Origin of the sequence: Microcoleus sp. B13-B6, assembly GCF_036705405.1 — a bacterium.
GTDB lineage: Bacteria > Cyanobacteriota > Cyanobacteriia > Cyanobacteriales > Microcoleaceae > Microcoleus.
The window spans coordinates 19,013-37,247 of sequence record NZ_JAUBUJ010000024.1 but is presented as its reverse complement, the minus strand read 5'-3'; the positions used below and the strand labels follow the sequence as shown (position 1 = coordinate 37,247).

Genomic DNA, 18,235 nt, shown 5'->3' with positions numbered 1-18,235 from the left:
CGGGATCGGTCAAAACTTCACGCAATACCTCAAACTTACACACTCAAACTTACACATCAGAAGAAACTTGGAACCTCAGCAATTTGGCAATAGCTGTCAAGTCAATTTTAGGAGTCAAAAGTGTAGGGAATTCACCCCGGGATACTACGAGATCAGAGCTAAAAGCATCTCGATCGAAACTAAAATCCGCACAAAAATACTGCGAGCCACCAGCAATAATAACCGTTGCAGCAGTTGGCAGGCGATCGAAAACATCATATAAATTCTCTCACACAATCAATCAAAAAAACGCAACAAGGTAAAAAAGCCCAGCCTTGGCGCCATGTAAAAAGCTAGAGCCACTGCGGAAAAAGGATACCCATGACCACTAAAGATTACACAGAATTCGCCTTCACCTTGCCCGACCTGATCGAAATCCAGCGGGCAAGTTTCCGCTGGTTCCTAGAAGCCGGACTGATCGAAGAACTCGACAGCTTCTCCCCGATTACAGACTACACGGGCAAGCTGGAACTCCACTTCATGGGCAAAGACTTCAAACTCAAGCGCCCCAAATATGATGTGGACGAAGCCAAGCGCAGGGACAGCACCTACTCGGTGCAAATGTACGTCCCCACCCGCCTGATTAACAAAGAAACAGGGGAAATCAAAGAACAAGAAGTCTTCATCGGCGATTTGCCCTTGATGACCGAGCGCGGCACTTTCATTATCAACGGCGCGGAACGGGTCATCGTCAACCAAATCGTGCGTTCCCCCGGCGTGTACTACAAATCGGAAACCGACAAAAACGGTCGCCGTTCCTACAACGCCAGTCTGATCCCTAACCGTGGCGCGTGGCTCAAGTTCGAGACAGACAAAAACGATTTAGTCTGGGTCAGAATCGACAAAACCCGCAAACTATCGGCTCAGGTGCTGCTCAAAGCCCTCGGACTCACAGACGGCGAAATCTACGACTCCTTGCGGCACCCGGAATACTTCCAAAAGACGATCGAGAAAGAAGGACAATTCGGCGAAGAAGAAGCTTTGATGGAGCTCTACCGCAAACTCCGTCCAGGCGAGCCCCCCACCGTGGCGGGGGGCGAACAGCTCCTCAACTCGCGCTTTTTCGACCCCAAACGCTACGATTTGGGCCGAGTCGGACGCTACAAACTCAACAAAAAATTGCGCTTGACAGTCCCCGATACCACGCGGGTGCTGACATCGCAAGATATCTTGACGGCGATCGACTACTTAATTAACCTCGAATTCGACATCGGCTCCACCGACGACATCGACCACCTAGGCAACCGTCGCGTCCGCAGTGTCGGAGAACTGCTGCAAAACCAAGTGCGCGTCGGACTCAACCGCTTAGAACGGATCATCCGCGAAAGAATGACCGTCTCCGATGCCGACTCCCTCAGCCCCGCTTCTCTGGTCAACCCCAAACCGCTGGTAGCAGCAATCAAGGAATTCTTCGGTTCCTCCCAGCTATCGCAGTTCATGGATCAAACCAACCCTCTGGCAGAACTAACGCACAAACGTCGGCTTTCGGCCTTGGGCCCTGGAGGTCTGACTCGGGAACGCGCCGGGTTTGCAGTGCGGGACATTCACCCGTCCCACTACGGCCGGATTTGCCCGATCGAAACACCAGAAGGCCCCAACGCCGGTCTGATCGGTTCCTTAGCAACCCACGCCCGCGTTAACCCCTACGGCTTCATCGAAACTCCTTTTTATCCAGTAGAAAAAGGACGGGTGCTGCGCGACAAAGCGCCTGTTTACATGACAGCCGATGAAGAAGACGATTTGCGCGTCGCCCCCGGAGACATCAGCCTCGACGAAGACAACAACCTCTTGGGCGAAACCGTAGCCGTCCGCTACCGCCAAGAATTTACTACCACCACGCCGATGCAGGTGGACTACATGGCGATTTCGCCCGTGCAAATCGTCTCCGTCGCGACATCGCTGATTCCGTTCTTGGAACACGACGACGCCAACCGAGCTCTGATGGGATCGAATATGCAGCGGCAAGCTGTGCCGCTACTGAAACCAGAACGGCCCCTAGTTGGTACGGGCTTGGAAGCTCAGGCGGCGCGAGATTCCGGGATGGTTGTGGTTTCCCGGATTAACGGCGAGGTGATATACATCGACGCCACCCGGATTATTGTCAGACCTCTTGCTGAGGATGCCGAATCGAATTCCAGCGAAGAACATTTCCTGATTCGGGAATACGACGAACTCAAAGTCAAACAGCCCTCGGTTTGGAAGCAAAAATATGCTGGCTGCATCGAACACGAACTGCAAAAATATCAGCGCTCTAACCAAGATACTTGTTTAAACCAGCGTCCGCTGATTTATGAGGGCGATCGCGTCGTAGCAGGTCAAGTGCTCGCCGACGGTTCCTCCACCGAAGGAGCAGAACTCGCTCTGGGTCACAACATCCTGGTAGCCTATATGCCTTGGGAAGGCTACAACTACGAAGACGCGATGCTAATTAGCGAGCGTTTGGTGTACGAAGATGTCTACACTTCGATCCACATTGAAAAATACGAAATCGAAGCCCGTCAAACCAAACTCGGCCCCGAAGAAATCACCCGTGAAATTCCTAACGTCGGCGAAGACGCGCTGCGCCAGCTAGACGAACAAGGAATTATCCGCAAAGGAGCCTGGGTAGAAGCCAGCGACATCCTAGTCGGCAAAGTCACCCCCAAAGGCGAATCCGACCAACCGCCGGAAGAAAAACTGCTGAGGGCAATCTTCGGCGAAAAAGCCCGCGACGTGCGCGACAATTCCCTCCGCGTCCCTAACGGCGAAAAAGGCCGCGTGGTGGATGTGCGGGTGTTTACCCGCGAACAGGGCGACGAACTGCCCCCCGGCGCCAACATGGTCGTCCGCGTCTACGTGGCTCAAAAGCGGAAGATTCAAGTCGGCGACAAAATGGCCGGCCGCCACGGAAATAAGGGTATTGTGTCCCGGATTCTGCCGATGGAGGATATGCCTTATTTGCCCGACGGGACTCCCGTTGACATAGTGCTCAATCCCTTGGGCGTACCGTCGCGGATGAACGTGGGTCAGATTTTTGAGTGCTTGCTGGGGTGGGCGGGCGAAAATCTGTCGATGCGGTTCAAGATGGTGCCTTTTGATGAAATGCACGGCGCTGAAAAGTCGCGGGAAACCGTACACGGCAAGCTACAGGAGGCACGCGAAAAAACCGGCAAGCCTTGGGTGTTTAATGAAAAGCACCCCGGCAAGACTATTGTCTACGATGGCCGAACTGGGGAACCGTTCGATCGTCCGATCACAGTCGGCATCGCCTATATGCTGAAGCTGGTTCACTTGGTAGACGATAAGATCCACGCCCGTAGCACAGGCCCTTACTCGCTGGTAACGCAGCAGCCTTTGGGCGGCAAAGCACAGCAGGGGGGTCAGCGGTTCGGAGAAATGGAAGTCTGGGCTCTGGAAGCGTTCGGCGCCGCTTATACTTTGCAAGAGTTGCTGACTGTGAAGTCGGACGATATGCAGGGGCGGAATGAAGCGCTGAATGCGATCGTCAAAGGCAAAGCTATTCCGCGCCCCGGTACGCCGGAATCTTTCAAGGTGCTGATGCGGGAGTTGCAGTCTTTGTGCTTGGATATTGCCGTGCACAAGGTGAATACGTCCGACGAGGGCAGCGAGCACGTTGAGGTGGATTTGATGGCAGATGCTGGGGGCAAGCGATCGCCCTCCCGGCCTACTTACGAATCGCTTTCTCGTGACGAACTTGACGAGGATTAGGCATTAAAGATTTTAGATTAAAGATTAAAGATTTTTTGACAGCCTTCAATTCTTTAATCTTTAATCGACAATCTCAAATTAAAATGCCTCAGCAGTGTTCGTACCACTGCTGAGGCGAATCAACGCTCTAAACAGGAGAGACGCTGAACATGAATATTGTAACAGTTGTCCCAGGAATTCAAGGAGAAGTTGACCGGGCGACGGGCTGTATTAATTGGCAAGGGAGCAAGTTTGGCAACGGTTACGGGCGCAAGTGGATCGATGGCAAAACAGTATTAGTCCACCGTTTAGTCCTCGAGTCGAAAATAGCAGGGTTCCTCGGTTCCGGTTATTTTGGTTGCCATACCTGCGACAATCGAAGCTGCATCAACCCGGCACATCTGGTAGTAGGTACTGCTGCTGAGAATACCGGGCAGATGATTGGGCGCGATCGCAAAACTCCCAGACGCAAAAGTATTCCCGGTATTGGCATATTGTCGATCGCACAACTACGGGAAATTCAGACTAAATATTTATCTGGAACCATCAAGAACCACCTAGCAAAAGAGTATGGAGTACAACATGAAACTATTACTAAGATACTTCAGACAAATATTCCCGATAACTTCACTACAGTTTCACCCAATTTTTTAGGAGAAATTCAAGACAGCGGCTGCATCATTTTCTCAGGTGGAAAGGATGGTCAAGGTTATGGCAGATACTGGAAAAATGGGAAATTAAAATCAGTTACCCGTGCTGTTTTAGCCGAGAAATTAGGATATGAACTTCCGACTTCGATGGATGCTTGTCATACCTGCGACAATCCCAGTTGCATCAATCCAGAACACCTTTGGGCAGGTACTCGCACTCAAAATTTGTTAGATGCTTCTAAGAAAGGACGCACTCAAGGAAAAAGTCATCCTCTTTCCAATGCCAAATTAGATTGGGAAAAGGTGCGAGAAATTCGACAAAAGCTAGCAGCAGGAGAGAGGATGAAGGATGTAGCACAGGAATACAGTGTCGGCCGCAAAACCATACACGATATTAAATATCACGTCACTTGGAAGGAAGCAGGCGAAGAGGTTCCAGTTCCTCGCATGGGTGGATATCTCGATCGAAAATTGACTTTCGAGCAAGCTCTTGAGGTACGAAAAAGGATTAGAGATAGAGAATCAATCTCTCAAATAGCTGATGACTTAAAAGTATCCTCAAGTGTTATCTATGATATTAAAAATAATATCACTTATAAAGGAGTATAAGAGTGATTTAAACCTAAAAAAAGCACAGAAAAAAGATAAACCACCCCAAATAATCTACTGTAAATTATCAATTGGAGTCAAGAATGGCTAAAATAGAACAACGCTTTGATTACGTCAAGATCGGGTTAGCTTCACCCGAAAGAATTCGACAGTGGGGAGAGAGGACTTTACCCAACGGTCAGATAACTGGAGAGGTGACAAAACCAGAAACAATTAATTATCGCACGTTAAAACCTGAAATGGATGGCTTGTTTTGCGAGCGCATTTTTGGGCCTGCAAAAGATTGGGAATGTCATTGTGGGAAGTACAAACGAGTTCGCCATAGAGGCATTGTTTGCGAAAGATGCGGTGTAGAAGTCACTGAATCTCGCGTCCGCCGTCACCGGATGGGATTTATCAAATTAGCGGCTCCCGTAGCTCACGTTTGGTATCTCAAAGGCATCCCGAGTTACATGGCAATTCTGTTAGATATGCCGCTGCGAGATGTCGAACAAATCGTGTATTTCAATGCCTACGTTGTCCTCAATGCAGGTAATGCAGAAAAGCTGCAATACAAGCAATTGCTCACCGAAGATGCTTGGCTGGAAATAGAAGACGAACTTTACAGCGAAGATTCCACGCTGACGGGCGTAGAAGTAGGCATAGGTGCTGAAGCTTTGCAAGTTTTGCTGCAAAATATTCCGCTAGAAAGTGAAGCGGAAAAGTTGCGGGAAGATATTGCTAATGCTAAGGGTCAAAAACGGGCAAAGTTAATTAAACGCTTGCGGGTTATTGACAACTTCATCGCTACGGGTTCTCAACCCGATTGGATGGTTCTCAACGTGATTCCCGTGATTCCCCCCGACTTGCGGCCAATGGTGCAGTTAGACGGCGGCCGTTTTGCAACCAGTGACCTCAACGACCTCTATCGGAGAGTCATCAACCGCAATAACCGCTTAGCTAGACTGCAAGAAATTCTGGCGCCGGAGATTATCATCCGTAACGAAAAGCGGATGCTGCAAGAAGCAGTGGATGCGCTGATTGACAACGGTCGCCGGGGCCGGACAGTGGTGGGGGCAAATAATCGGCCGCTGAAGTCGCTGTCGGACATCATTGAAGGGAAACAAGGTCGCTTCCGGCAAAACTTGCTGGGTAAACGGGTTGACTACTCCGGGCGTTCCGTGATTGTGGTGGGGCCGAAGCTGAAGATTCATCAGTGCGGATTGCCGAGGGAAATGGCGATCGAACTTTTCCAGCCCTTCGTCATCCACCGCCTAATCCGCCAAGGATTAGTCAACAACATCAAAGCAGCCAAAAAACTGATTCAGCGCAACGATCCTAGTGTTTGGGACGTGCTTCAGGAAGTGATTGAAGGACACCCAGTAATGCTAAACCGGGCCCCCACCCTGCACCGTTTGGGGATTCAAGCCTTTGAGCCGATTTTGGTAGACGGGAGAGCAATTCAGCTTCACCCGCTGGTTTGTCCGGCCTTTAACGCCGACTTTGACGGCGACCAAATGGCCGTACACGTGCCATTGTCTCTGGAATCTCAGGCCGAAGCGCGGTTGCTCATGCTGGCTTCTAACAACATTATGTCGCCGGCTACTGGGAGACCGATCGTTACTCCTTCTCAAGATATGGTGCTCGGTTGCTATTACTTGACAGCCGAAAATCCTGACGCTCAAAAAGGAGCCGGTCACTATTTCTCCAACCTCACCGACGCAGTTGTAGCTTACGAGCAAGGAGTTGTTGACTTGCACTCTTATGTGTGGGTGAGGTTTCAAGGCGCTATCGAAAACACAGAACCGGAAGGAGAACCGCTGAAAGTAGAACGATCGACTGACGGCATAGTGACGAAGGAATATAAGTTCCGCCGGGTTCGGGAAGATGGGGAGGGTAAGGTGATTAATCAGTTTATTCGCACTACTCCGGGCAGGATTATTTATCACCAAACTATTGAGTCGGTGATAAATAATTAGGAAGTAATGGGTAAGGGGTGGTGGGTAATGACTGATAAGTAATCGCTAATAAATAATGGTGATTGAAGTTAGAAAAGTTACCCATTACTACTTACTAATTACTAATAAATACGGTTGGGTTAAGAAGGGGTGGGTGAAATGTTGGGTGGGTGAAATGTTGGGGTTAGTTCCACGGGCCCAACCTACTTACTACTACTTACTACTGCCCTCTGCCTCGCAGCAAGAGAGCCTCCTGCGTCAATACTCCAATTACCAATTACTACTACTACTCAGAAAAATGACAGAAAATAAGGAAATTGTTTTTCGCAATCGAGTTGTTGACAAAGGTCAGCTCAAAAAATTAATTTCTTGGTCTTTTATGCACTACGGAACGGCCCGTACAGCGCAAATGGCCGATAAACTCAAAGACCTGGGTTTCCGGTTTGCGACACGAGCGGGAGTTTCGATTAGCGTAGACGACCTACAAGTGCCCCCATCAAAACGATCGCTCCTAGATGCAGCCGAAGAAGAAATCCGCATCACCGAACAAAAATACACCAGAGGCGAAATCACCGAAGTCGAACGCTTCCAAAAAGTAATCGACACCTGGAACAGCACCTCAGAAGACCTCAAAGACGAAGTAGTCAAAAACTTCCGAGCCACAGACCCCCTGAACTCCGTCTACATGATGGCCTTCTCCGGAGCACGGGGAAACATCTCCCAAGTCCGACAGCTAGTCGGAATGCGCGGATTGATGGCAGACCCCCAAGGAGAAATCATCGACCTACCAATCAAAACCAACTTCCGCGAAGGACTCACCGTCACCGAATACATCATCTCCTCCTACGGAGCACGCAAAGGCTTAGTCGATACAGCACTGCGGACAGCAGACTCAGGCTACCTCACTCGCCGCTTAGTCGATGTATCCCAAGACGTAATCGTCCGGGAAGTAGACTGCGGCACCCAGCGCGGAATTCGAGTCCGACCCATGACCGATGGAGCAACAGTGCTCATACCCCTCAAAGACAGATTGCTAGGGCGCGTCTTAGCCAGAGATGTCCAGCACCCCAAAACAAAAGAAATTGTCACCTATGGCAGCGAGAAAGCAGTCCGAAATCAGCCAATCACCGATGAATTAGCAGGAGAAATTGGTAACTCTGGAGTAGGCGAAGTGTACCTACGATCGCCCCTGACCTGCGAATCAACCCGATCCGTATGTCAACACTGCTACGGCTGGAGTCTCGCCCACCTGAAAATGGTAGACATGGGAGAAGCCATCGGGATTATTGCCGCCCAATCCATCGGCGAACCCGGAACCCAACTCACCATGCGTACCTTCCACACCGGCGGCGTATTCACCGGAGAAGTCGCCAAACAAGAACGCGCCCCCTTCCCTGGCGTAGTCAAATTCAAAAACCTGCGTACCCGCTCCTTCCGCACCAGACACGGCGAAGAAGCACTCGTCGCCGAAAACAACGGCAAACTTGTATTTGAAGGCGACGGATTTGAAGAAGGGAAAACCAGCGCCAAAAATCAAAAACTCAAAATCGAACTAGCCATCGTCCAAGGCTCCACCCTCATGGTCAAAGACGGACAGCGCGCCATACCCGGTCAAGTATTAGCAGAAGTGCCCATCGTCGGACGCGCAGCCCGCAAAACAACCGAAAAAGTCACCACAGACGTAGCCTCCGACCTAGCCGGAGAAGCCAAATTTGCCGACCTAGTACCAGAAGAAAAAACCGATCGCCAAGGCAACACCACCCGCACCGCCAGCAAAGGCGGACTCATTTGGATACTCTCAGGAGAAGTCTACAACCTGCCCCCCGGCGCCGAACCAGCAGTGAAAAACGGCGATCGCATCCCCGCCGAAAGCGTCATAGCCGAAACCAAACTCATCTCCGAACACGGCGGCGTAGTCCGCATCGCCGACCCCAGAGAAATCGAAATAATCACCGCCCAAGTCCTCCTCGACCAAGCAGTCGTCCGCGCCGAAAGCGCAGGCGGCCGCGACCACTACACCATCGAAACATCTTCCAAACAGCGGTTTTCCCTCAAAACAGCCCCAGGAAGCAAAGTCATCAACGGAGAAGTCGTCGCCGAACTGCTCGACGACAGCTACCGCACCGCCACAGGAGGCATCGTCAAATATGGCGGAGTCGAAGTCCACAAGCGCGGCAAAGCCAAACTTGGCTACGAAGTCGTCAAAGGCGGCACCCTGCTCTGGATACCAGAAGAGTGCCACGAAGTCAACAAAGACATCTCCCTCCTCCTAGTCGAAGACGGCCAATACGTCGAAGCCGGCACAGAAGTCGTCAAAGACATCTTCTGCCAAACCAGCGGAGCAGTAGAAATCACCCAGAAAAACGACATCCTCCGGGAAATAGTCATCAAACCAGGCACCCTCCATGTAGTAGACCGCCCCCCCCTAACATTAGGCGAAGGTCAAATCGTCAACGCCGGTCAAGAAATTTTCCCAGGCTTGATTGCCGAAGAATTGGGCTATGCCGAATATATCGAAACCCCCGAAGGCCCCGCCTTATTGCTGCGGCCCGTCGTCGAATTTCCCGTACCCGACAAGCCACCCGTACCCTCACAGACCGCCCTCAACGAGTCCATCTCCTTGAAAGCAGTGCAGCGACTTCCTTACAAAGATGGAGAGCGCGTCAAATCAGTCGAAGGATTGGAACTACTGCGGACTCAGCTTATCTTGGAAATTGGCTCCGGAGCTCCGCAACTGGCCGCAGATATCGAGCTATTGCCAGACGAAGAAGATGCTACAGCTTTTGGCGCCGATGGTTCTGGGCCAGCTTGGGGTTCGGCTGAAGATGGGTCGCAGGAGTTGGCAGTGGCTGTGGATGATGGGAGCGATCGAACCTCCAAGACTTTCCGCTTGCAGCTAGTAATTTTGGAATCCCTCGTAATTCGGCGGGATGTCTCTGCTGACCCGACTCAAGGCAGCACTCACACGCGGCTGTTGGTCGAAGATGGACAGTCGATCGCCCCCGGTGCCGTAGTCGCCCGCACCGAAATTCTCTGCAAAGAAGCCGGTATCGTTCGGGGCATCCGTGAAGGCCACGGCGAACCAGTGCGCCGACTCTTGGTGATGCGAGATGCCGACTCTATTTCCATTTCTGTAGCCGGCACCCCCGATGTCAGTCCGGGTCAACTGCTCGTCGCTGGTACCGAAATAGCTCCCGGAGTTGTTCTCGAAGAATCCGGCCAAGTTGTGAAAGTTGTACCCGCATCCGAGACAGAACCCGCCAAACTTGTGCTCAGGGTAGCCCGCCCTTACCGGGTTTCCGCCGGTGCAGTCCTGCACGTAGACGACGGCGACCTAGTGCAGCGGGGCGACAACCTAGTGATTCTCGTGTTTGAGCGCGCAAAGACTGGGGATATCATTCAGGGTTTGCCCCGCATTGAGGAACTTCTGGAAGGACGGAAGCCCAAGGAAGCCTGTATTTTAGCCAAGCGGCCCGGCACAGCTCGTGTAGTTACAGATGACGATGTTGTGGAACTGGCGGTGATTGAGGATGACGGCCGGATTGAGGAGTATCCTTTGTTGCCCGGTCAAAACCCGATCGTTTCTGACGGACAGCGCGTAGGCGTCGCCGAAGCCTTGACCGATGGGCCTGCTAACCCTCACGAGATTCTGGAGGTGTTCTTCCACGTGCTCAAGGAGCGGCAGTCTACTTTTGAGGCGGCTTTGGAGAGTTTCCAACAGGTGCAGACCTTTTTGGTGAACGAAGTGCAGTCGGTTTATCAGTCTCAGGGCGTCGATATTTCCGACAAGCACATCGAGGTAATCGTCCGGCAGATGACCAACAAAGTCAGGATGGAGGATGGCGGCGATACTACTATGCTGCCGGGCGAGTTGGTAGAGTTGCGGCAGGTAGAGCAGGTGAATGAGGCGATGTCAATTACTGGTGGGGCGCCGGCGGATTATACTCCCGTGTTGCTGGGGATTACTAAGGCTTCGCTGAATACTGATAGCTTTATTTCCGCTGCTTCGTTCCAGGAGACTACGCGGGTGTTGACTGAGGCTGCGATCGAAGGTAAGTCTGACTGGCTGCGAGGCCTCAAGGAAAATGTGATTATTGGCCGCCTGATTCCTGCCGGTACTGGGTTCAATGCCTATGAGGATGCTGGGGTTCAGGATGCGGGTTTTGATGGTGCCGTATTTGATGACGACATCCACGATTTACAGGAGGATGTTGTACTTGACGATCGCACTGCCCGTCGTGCTTATACGATCGAAAGCGGCTATGAAATTGGCCGCGGGGCCGATCTTGAGCCCGATGAGGATTTTGAGGAAGTTGAGGTTGATGATGACGATTTTGTCGCTGAGACTGAAGACGATGCCTTGGGGCCTGACGCTGACGATGAAGATGATATTGGTTTTGATTTTGATGAGGACGAAGACTAATCATAGTTTTGAGGTTGCATGAAGCGAGTGAATGGTGTTGCGATCGCTGAGGATAATTTCGTTCCTCGTCGCAACGCACACTCCTATTTCACTCGTCATAAAAATCTCAAATTTGTCCTCAGAAATTACAAGTCCGAACTCATAGCTTTGTGCGATCGGACATCGAAAGGAAGAAGGAAGAAGGAAGATTCAGAGTTCAAGAAAACTTTGTAAATAAGAGAGTTTTAATTGTTTGTTGGTTCAAACAAACAATTCTTTCTTCCTTCTTCCTTTTTCCTTCTTCCTTCTGCATATATGGTTCACTCAATCAGGCAGCAAAGCCTTGATTTGATTAACAAACTCTTGATGGTCTACCACAGGTTTAGAGATGTAACCGTCGGCACCGCTTTGATCCAGAAATGTTTCTTTATCACCGGCCATCGCGTGAGCAGTCACCAAAATAATCGGCAGCGAGGCCGTTTGCGGGTCAGCTTTGAGCAGTTGAGTAATCTTAATGCCGTCAACAGATTTGCCCTGGTACACGCTGCGCGAAAGAGACACATCCATTAAAATCAAATCAGCTTCGCCGTTGGCAGCAATCTGCATCACCTCTTCAACATTTTCCGTGTGCTTTACGGCTAAGCCCCCCCGCTTAGTCAGAATTTTGGAAAAAACCCGAGCATTAACCAAATCGTCCTCTACAATCAGAACGGTTTTCATAAATAAATATGGGAAGTATAGAAACTTTGTGACTTTAGTCCAAAGAGGAACACGGCACAGGGACTACATCCCCGTCAAAAATGCAGAGTTTTTAGCGCCATCAGCCGGGAACCCTGCAAAACCCGTATGTATATCCTTGAGCCACTAGCTGTGAGAGGGTTTACAGATGCTTAGAAGCATCCAGTACCATCATTTAGACTACTACACACAGACAGTTTAGTTCTTTTTTATAACTAGACCTGGAACTGGTGAGAGTCTCCTGATTCTCAGGTAGCAGGTTTCTAGTACAATCCAGGACGGATGGACGACGCCTCGAAACCGGGTTTTTGATCGTTTCGGCGGGCTATAACGAACTCTTGCTATGAAAAAACCCGGTTTCTGACTACCCGTGCGTCCTGGACTATAGTATCCTCTCTTTCGGTCAAGCCTTCGGCTTCTACCATTTTAGATTTTAGATTTTAGATTTTAGATTTTAGATTTTAGATTTTAGATTTTAGATGGGAACTGATTGACTGGATATCCGTTTGGAACACGGGCCTACAGTTGCACTATTTTTTGAACTGGTATTAGATTCGGGAATGTGTGATAATTATTTTCCTTCTTCCTCATTAGAATCAAGCCATGTTTATTCACATACTCCCGTCGCCACAGCATTCGGAGTAGCGAATCGAGCGGGGATTGTTGGAGATTCCTAATACTCAGTTTTAACCCCTCAAAACGGCTGAAAATATCGACGCTTGCGTTCATCAAGGGGATGTCAGACTAGGAGATATCGCCAGGAGAGCTTTTGACTGATGAATTCATCAATATCGGCATTTTTGACACTCTCAGCGAGTCAGGGCCACGCTCTATGGTTGAATAAGCCCAAAACTTGGACTTCCCTCATCAGAAAAAATGGGTAGAAACCCCGTGCTAGAAGCACGGCTTTATATTTTTGATTTACTACCGCCTTGGGATTGGTTAACGGGAGTGTACTTTTGTATTGCACTTTCAACGGGACAATTACCGCTTCCAATCTTCCAATCCTGTACGCATAGTATTTTGCACTGGTTGTGCCTCCCATGAATGGGGTAATGTTAGCTTCGACAATGTTTCGAGAGCTTGTTAGACCTGCAACACTGTTGAGCGTGACCTTAGAACTGTTTAATTGCTTCGGACAGAGCAGGGGACTAGCTACACATCCACAGGGTGTCGTGACTCTCAAAACGTAGGCAATTAAGCCTTAGTCTGGTCAGTACGGCTTGCCAGATTTCTCTTGCAAGCCCCGTGTCTTTAGACCGGGGTTACTGACAGTCCAGTCGCCTCTACACGATCAGAACAAGTACCAGTACCAGAGGTATTCCAATTCCGCTTACTTTTCTTTTTTAATACTTTCGGAGTCCATCACGCTTGCCAAAATACGGTAAGCTCGATCGTCTACCATTGCTGCTTGATCCAAGCTACGACTATACCGAGACGAGATCAATCTGGGGTTTCTCCTGAATATAATATTTCTTCGTGTAGATGGTTATTCCTAATTGCAATTAAATTCTATCATGGATTGACGGGGACTCAAGTCCCTCGTGATGCTTTCCTAGGAAGAGCTACAGCCTCACTACGTTCTGAGTTTCTGGCATTCCGTGTTCTCCTGTGAATCAACCTTCTCACGGCAGAAGGTAAATAGACAGGTAGACACAAATGAAGGCAACATAGAGGTTAGGGTAAGAGTGGAGAGTAAGAGGCCAGTGTGGCCCGTCTTCGGGACTCTGATTCTGCTTTCACAAGTTAAGTTTATTTTTATTCTTCAACTGGGCGGTTGGGTCGAACTTTCGGTTCGCCTGCTGCAAAGGCTTTTAAATCGAGACAGGGAACCTCGGCATTATTGACAGAGGCTGTTTTCACTCAGGAATTAACGGACACAAGGACTCATGGCTAAACAACTCAACCTACTTTCCGGGCAAGTAATTTCTACGCCTCTGCACGCCGAGATGCAGCAATCGTACCTCGAATATGCCATGAGTGTGATCGTCGGGCGAGCTTTGCCTGATGTCCGCGACGGTTTAAAACCAGTTCACCGTCGAATTTTATATGCGATGCACGAACTCGGTCTGACGCCAGACCGACCTTACCGTAAGTGCGCCAGGGTAGTTGGAGATGTTTTGGGAAAATATCACCCCCACGGCGACCAATCGGTTTACGACGCTCTGGTACGCATGGTTCAGGAGTTTTCGAGCCGCTATCCTTTACTGGCGGGTCACGGCAATTTCGGTTCGGTGGACAATGATCCGGCGGCTGCTATGCGCTATACGGAAACGAGGCTAGCACCGATCGCCCACGAAGCTATGCTAACCCAAGTCGGCGATGCAACTGTTGATTTTACTGCTAACTTTGACAGTTCCCAGCAGGAACCGACGGCGCTGCCTGCTCAGTTGCCGTTTCTGTTACTCAACGGCTGTACGGGCATTGCTGTGGGGATGGCAACTAATATCCCGCCGCACAATTTGGGGGAGGTGGTAGACGGTTTAATTGCTTTGATTGAAAACCCGGAACTATCCGACGAGAAGTTGATAGAACTGATTCCAGGTCCTGATTTTCCAACCGGAGGGGAAATCGTCGCTACAGAGGGCATTGTTGACGCCTACACTAAGGGTCGAGGCAGCATTGCGGTCAGGGGTGTGGCCGGGGTGGAAGAAGTGCCAGGTAATCGCAAGGTGCGTACTAAAACGGCGATCGTGGTGACGGAGTTTCCGTTTCAGGTAAATAAGGCGGCTTGGATTGAAAAGGTGGCGGAGTTGGTCAATGCTGGCCGCCTCGACGGTATTTCTGATTTGCGTGACGAGAGCGATCGCGAAGGCATTCGAGTGGTGATTGAACTCAAGCGGGAATTTACCCCTGAAGCGGTTCTGGCTCGTCTTTACCAACAAACTGACCTGCAAACAAATTTTGGCGCGATTTTGCTGGCAATTGTCAACGGTCAACCGCGACAGTTGACGCTGAGACAATTGTTGCAAGAATTTCTCGATTTCCGGGAAGTGACTCTTACCCGCCGCTACAATTACGAGTTGCAAGCTGCAGAACGCCGCTGTCATATTGTCCAAGGCTTAATGTTGGCTTTGACAAATCTCGATACCGCGATCGACATTCTCAGAAATTCTCCTGACGGCTCTACTGCTAAGCAAACTTTCCAAGTTCGCCTCAATTTGAGCGAAAGTCAAGCTGATGCGATTTTGGCGATGCCTATGCGTAGGCTGACTGGTTTGGAAAGGCAAAATTTGCAGTCTGAGTTTGATGAGTTGATGGCTAATATTCAAGAATTGCAGCGGTTGTTGAGCGACAGACGCGAACTTTTGAAGGCTTTAAAGAAGGAATTTCGATCGCTCAAACGCAAGTACGCTGACCCCCGCCGCACTAAATTCGCCAATGGAACTGCACGCGCAGCAAACGCCGAATCACAATTTGCGGGCAAGAAAAATTCTGGGGTGAAGCAGTTGTCGCCGGCAACGATTCAGCCTAACTTATTGCCCGTTCTAGAGGCAGAGGAAACTATTGTTGAATTTTCGCACAAGCAGTACGTGCGACGCTTGCCGCCTGGGGAAAAACCACGCTCGAAAAGTCGCGAAAAATCGGTTTCAGCTTTAGAAAAAAATGAAGATTTTATTGTGACGGCAGATCTGACGAAAACCGATCGCACTTTGGTCGTCTTAACTCCTAACGGCAAAGCTTACCCGCTGAAAGTGGCCGATATTCCTAGTAGTAGCGCCAAAGACCGGGGAACGCCGATCGTTAGTTTGTTGTCGCCGAGTGCTACTAAAGAAAGTGCCGGTCGCGCTTTGTCGGAAATCACAGTTGCACACTTTATTTTGCCGGAAAATTCGGAAGCGGCAGATTTAGTAACTCTGACTCAGCAAGGGAAAATTAAGCGCTTGCCGATGCAGGAATTTGCTGATTTGACTAATCGCGGCGTTACTGTTGTTAAACTCAAGGAGGACGATCGGCTGCGCTGTGCGAGTCTGGGTAAAGTCGGCGAGCAAGTGGCGATCGCAACTTCAGGAGGCCGAGTCCTTCGGTTTGAGATCGATGATGAACAACTGCCGCCAATGGGCCGCGCGGCCCAGGGATCTCAAGTAACCAGGTTGCGGAAGCAGGAAGAGTTGGTGGGTTGCATCACTCTCGACGCGAACGACAGTCTGGTACTATTTTCCGAGTTGGGTTGGGCAAAACGAATGCCTGCAGGTTCTGTCAGACTTACTAACAGGGGCGAAATTGGCACTCAAGCTTTTCGTTTCTCAGAGCCTAAAGATGCTTTAGTTGGCTTGCTGCAGGCTGTTCCGGGTACGGATGTCAAACTTTTTACTAATTCTGGCCGCCTGCTGCGATCGACTATTGATGCTATAGCTTTTTGGGGGAAAGATGCTGCGGGCGATCGAGTTTTTGACCTCAATCCAGGTGAAAAAATTATCAAAGTTATCAGCAGTCAATAGTCATTAGTCATTGGTCATTATTCGCTGTGCCTCGATTGAGACTTGGCCTTGTTGCCTTCGAGCGTCTACGTCCAATTCTATTCCCCATTCAGCCTTGTTCCCAGGCTCTGCCTGGGAATACATACCCGGAGGCTCTGCCTCCAATTCCCCAATCTAAAATCTAAAATCTAAAATCTAAAATTGTTTAATGGCGCAAGTTGTATTAGAAAATATCTACAAAAGTTTTCCGCTCCGCCAAGGAGAACAGGAAAAAGAAGCAAACACCGTCGCAGAAAGTGTCTCGCCTATAGCCGATCGCCCTTCGTCTAACAGCGTTTTGCGGCGCATTAACCTAACGGTCGAAGACGGGGAATTCATGGTGCTGGTGGGGCCTTCTGGCTGCGGAAAAAGCACTTTGCTGCGATCGATCGCCGGTTTGGAAGTTTTGACTGCCGGCAATATTTGGGTTGGCGATCGGCTCCTTAACGATTTGCCTCCTAAAGACCGAGATATCGCTATGGTATTTCAAAATTATGCTCTCTATCCTCACTTAACAGTTTACGATAATCTCGCCTTTGGATTGCGCCGCTCGGAAAGGGAGAAGGAAGAAGGAAGTTCGGCAACGGATTCTGTAACGGATGTAACGGATGTAACTGATAGAAGGAAAAAGGAACAAGGAACAAGGGAAAAGGGAGCAGCTAGAAGGAAGCAGCTAGAAGGGAGCAGAGAGAAGGGAGAAGAGACAGAAAAAGAAAAAGGAAGCAGGGAGAAGGCAGAAAAAATCAGGAATCAGGTAAAAGAGCTTATTAATTATTTAGCTTCTAATACTTTAAACAACGAGCGAATATATGCTTTATGGGAGGATTTTTTGGTAGGAGCGACTCGCAAGTTGCCTCCGGGTTTGCGCTACTTGTCGGAACGGGAAAAGGCTGTAGGAAAAAGAGTGCGGGAGGTAGCTGAATTATTGCAAATAGAATCTCTTTTAAATCGCTTGCCGAAACAACTTTCGGGAGGGCAAAAGCAGCGGGTAGCTTTGGGTAGGGCGATGGCTAGAAATCCTGAAGTTTTTTTGATGGACGAACCGTTATCGAATCTGGATGCGAAATTGAGGGCCCAAACGAGATCGCAAATTGTGCAGTTGCAGCGACAGTTGGGAACTACAACTATTTATGTAACTCACGACCAAACTGAGGCGATGACTATGGGCGATCGGATTGCTATTATGAAGGTCGGCCAGATTCAGCAAGTAGCTCAACCTCTAGAGCTTTACAATAAGCCGGCTAATCTGTTTGTTGCTGAGTTTATTGGTTCTCCGCCGATGAATTTCTTGTTGGTGGAATTTAGTGCCCCCTTGTTGATTTCTCACCCGCAATTTCGCTTTACTTTACCCGATATTTGGGCAAAAAGTCTACAACAATATGACGGGCGAGGGCTAATTTTGGGCATTCGGCCGGAACATCTGAGCATTAACCCTCCGGCTACCAAAAATATTTCGGTACAAGTGGAAATTGTAGAGGCTTTGGGACACGAAACTTATTTGGGAGTTTGTTTGACGGATGCTCCGGCCGTGCGGATGCAAGTGCGGGTTCCTCCGGAGCGATCGATCCGAGTTGGCGAGGAGCTTTGGTTGGCCATCGCCCATGACAAGATTCACTTGTTCGACCCTGATACCGAGTTGGCTATTTTTCCTCGTTAGGCAAAATCATCAAGGTCGATCGACCGTTGTGACCGATATCACTAATCACAAGCTTG

Annotated in this window: 8 protein-coding genes; 7 read left to right on the top strand and 1 reads right to left on the bottom strand. The window is 49.9% G+C overall.

Annotated elements, in window-relative coordinates:
- The first annotated feature begins 360 nt into the window (after positions 1–360).
- The 5 genes from rpoB (at position 361) to QUB35_RS13280 (ending at position 11,558) form a co-directional block, all read left to right on the top strand.
- Complete coding sequence (gene rpoB, locus QUB35_RS13300) at positions 361–3,747, top strand: DNA-directed RNA polymerase subunit beta (protein WP_333142356.1); 3,387 nt, start codon at positions 361–363, stop codon at positions 3,745–3,747.
- A 149-nt stretch (positions 3,748–3,896) separates the two neighbouring features.
- Positions 3,897–4,985, top strand: a complete 1,089-nt coding sequence (locus tag QUB35_RS13295; protein ID WP_333142355.1) for an HNH endonuclease — start codon at positions 3,897–3,899, stop codon at positions 4,983–4,985.
- Between the two features lie 83 nt (positions 4,986–5,068).
- Complete coding sequence (locus tag QUB35_RS13290) at positions 5,069–6,943, top strand: DNA-directed RNA polymerase subunit gamma (RefSeq protein ID WP_333142354.1); 1,875 nt, start codon at positions 5,069–5,071, stop codon at positions 6,941–6,943.
- A 277-nt stretch (positions 6,944–7,220) separates the two neighbouring features.
- Positions 7,221–11,345 carry a DNA-directed RNA polymerase subunit beta'' gene (locus QUB35_RS13285; protein ID WP_333142353.1) on the top strand — a complete coding sequence of 1,375 codons (4,125 nt, stop codon included), beginning with the start codon at positions 7,221–7,223 and terminating at the stop codon, positions 11,343–11,345.
- An 18-nt stretch (positions 11,346–11,363) separates the two neighbouring features.
- Positions 11,364–11,558, top strand: a complete 195-nt coding sequence (locus tag QUB35_RS13280) for a hypothetical protein (protein WP_333142352.1) — start codon at positions 11,364–11,366, stop codon at positions 11,556–11,558.
- Between the two features lie 90 nt (positions 11,559–11,648).
- On the opposite strand, the gene QUB35_RS13275 is transcribed toward QUB35_RS13280, so the two are convergent.
- Complete coding sequence (locus QUB35_RS13275; RefSeq protein WP_006632892.1) at positions 11,649–12,044, bottom strand: response regulator; 396 nt, start codon at positions 12,042–12,044, stop codon at positions 11,649–11,651.
- 1,907 nt (positions 12,045–13,951) lie between these two features.
- Between QUB35_RS13275 and QUB35_RS13270 the strand changes: the two genes are divergently transcribed.
- Positions 13,952–16,504, top strand: a complete 2,553-nt coding sequence (locus QUB35_RS13270) for a DNA topoisomerase (ATP-hydrolyzing) (RefSeq protein WP_333142351.1) — start codon at positions 13,952–13,954, stop codon at positions 16,502–16,504.
- A 187-nt stretch (positions 16,505–16,691) separates the two neighbouring features.
- Entirely contained in the window at positions 16,692–18,179 is a 1,488-nt protein-coding gene (locus QUB35_RS13265) for an ATP-binding cassette domain-containing protein (protein ID WP_333142350.1), read from the top strand.
- Positions 18,180–18,235: the final 56 nt, after the last annotated feature.

Coding starts and splice junctions, on each gene's coding strand:
- QUB35_RS13270 (WP_333142351.1), top strand. CDS start 13,952: ATGGCTAAACAACTCAACCTACTTTCCGGGCAAGTAATTTCTACGCCT.
- QUB35_RS13295 (WP_333142355.1), top strand. CDS start 3,897: ATGAATATTGTAACAGTTGTCCCAGGAATTCAAGGAGAAGTTGACCGG.
- QUB35_RS13285 (WP_333142353.1), top strand. CDS start 7,221: ATGACAGAAAATAAGGAAATTGTTTTTCGCAATCGAGTTGTTGACAAA.
- QUB35_RS13290 (WP_333142354.1), top strand. CDS start 5,069: ATGGCTAAAATAGAACAACGCTTTGATTACGTCAAGATCGGGTTAGCT.
- QUB35_RS13275 (WP_006632892.1), bottom strand. CDS start 12,044: ATGAAAACCGTTCTGATTGTAGAGGACGATTTGGTTAATGCTCGGGTT.
- QUB35_RS13280 (WP_333142352.1), top strand. CDS start 11,364: ATGAAGCGAGTGAATGGTGTTGCGATCGCTGAGGATAATTTCGTTCCT.
- rpoB (WP_333142356.1), top strand. CDS start 361: ATGACCACTAAAGATTACACAGAATTCGCCTTCACCTTGCCCGACCTG.
- QUB35_RS13265 (WP_333142350.1), top strand. CDS start 16,692: ATGGCGCAAGTTGTATTAGAAAATATCTACAAAAGTTTTCCGCTCCGC.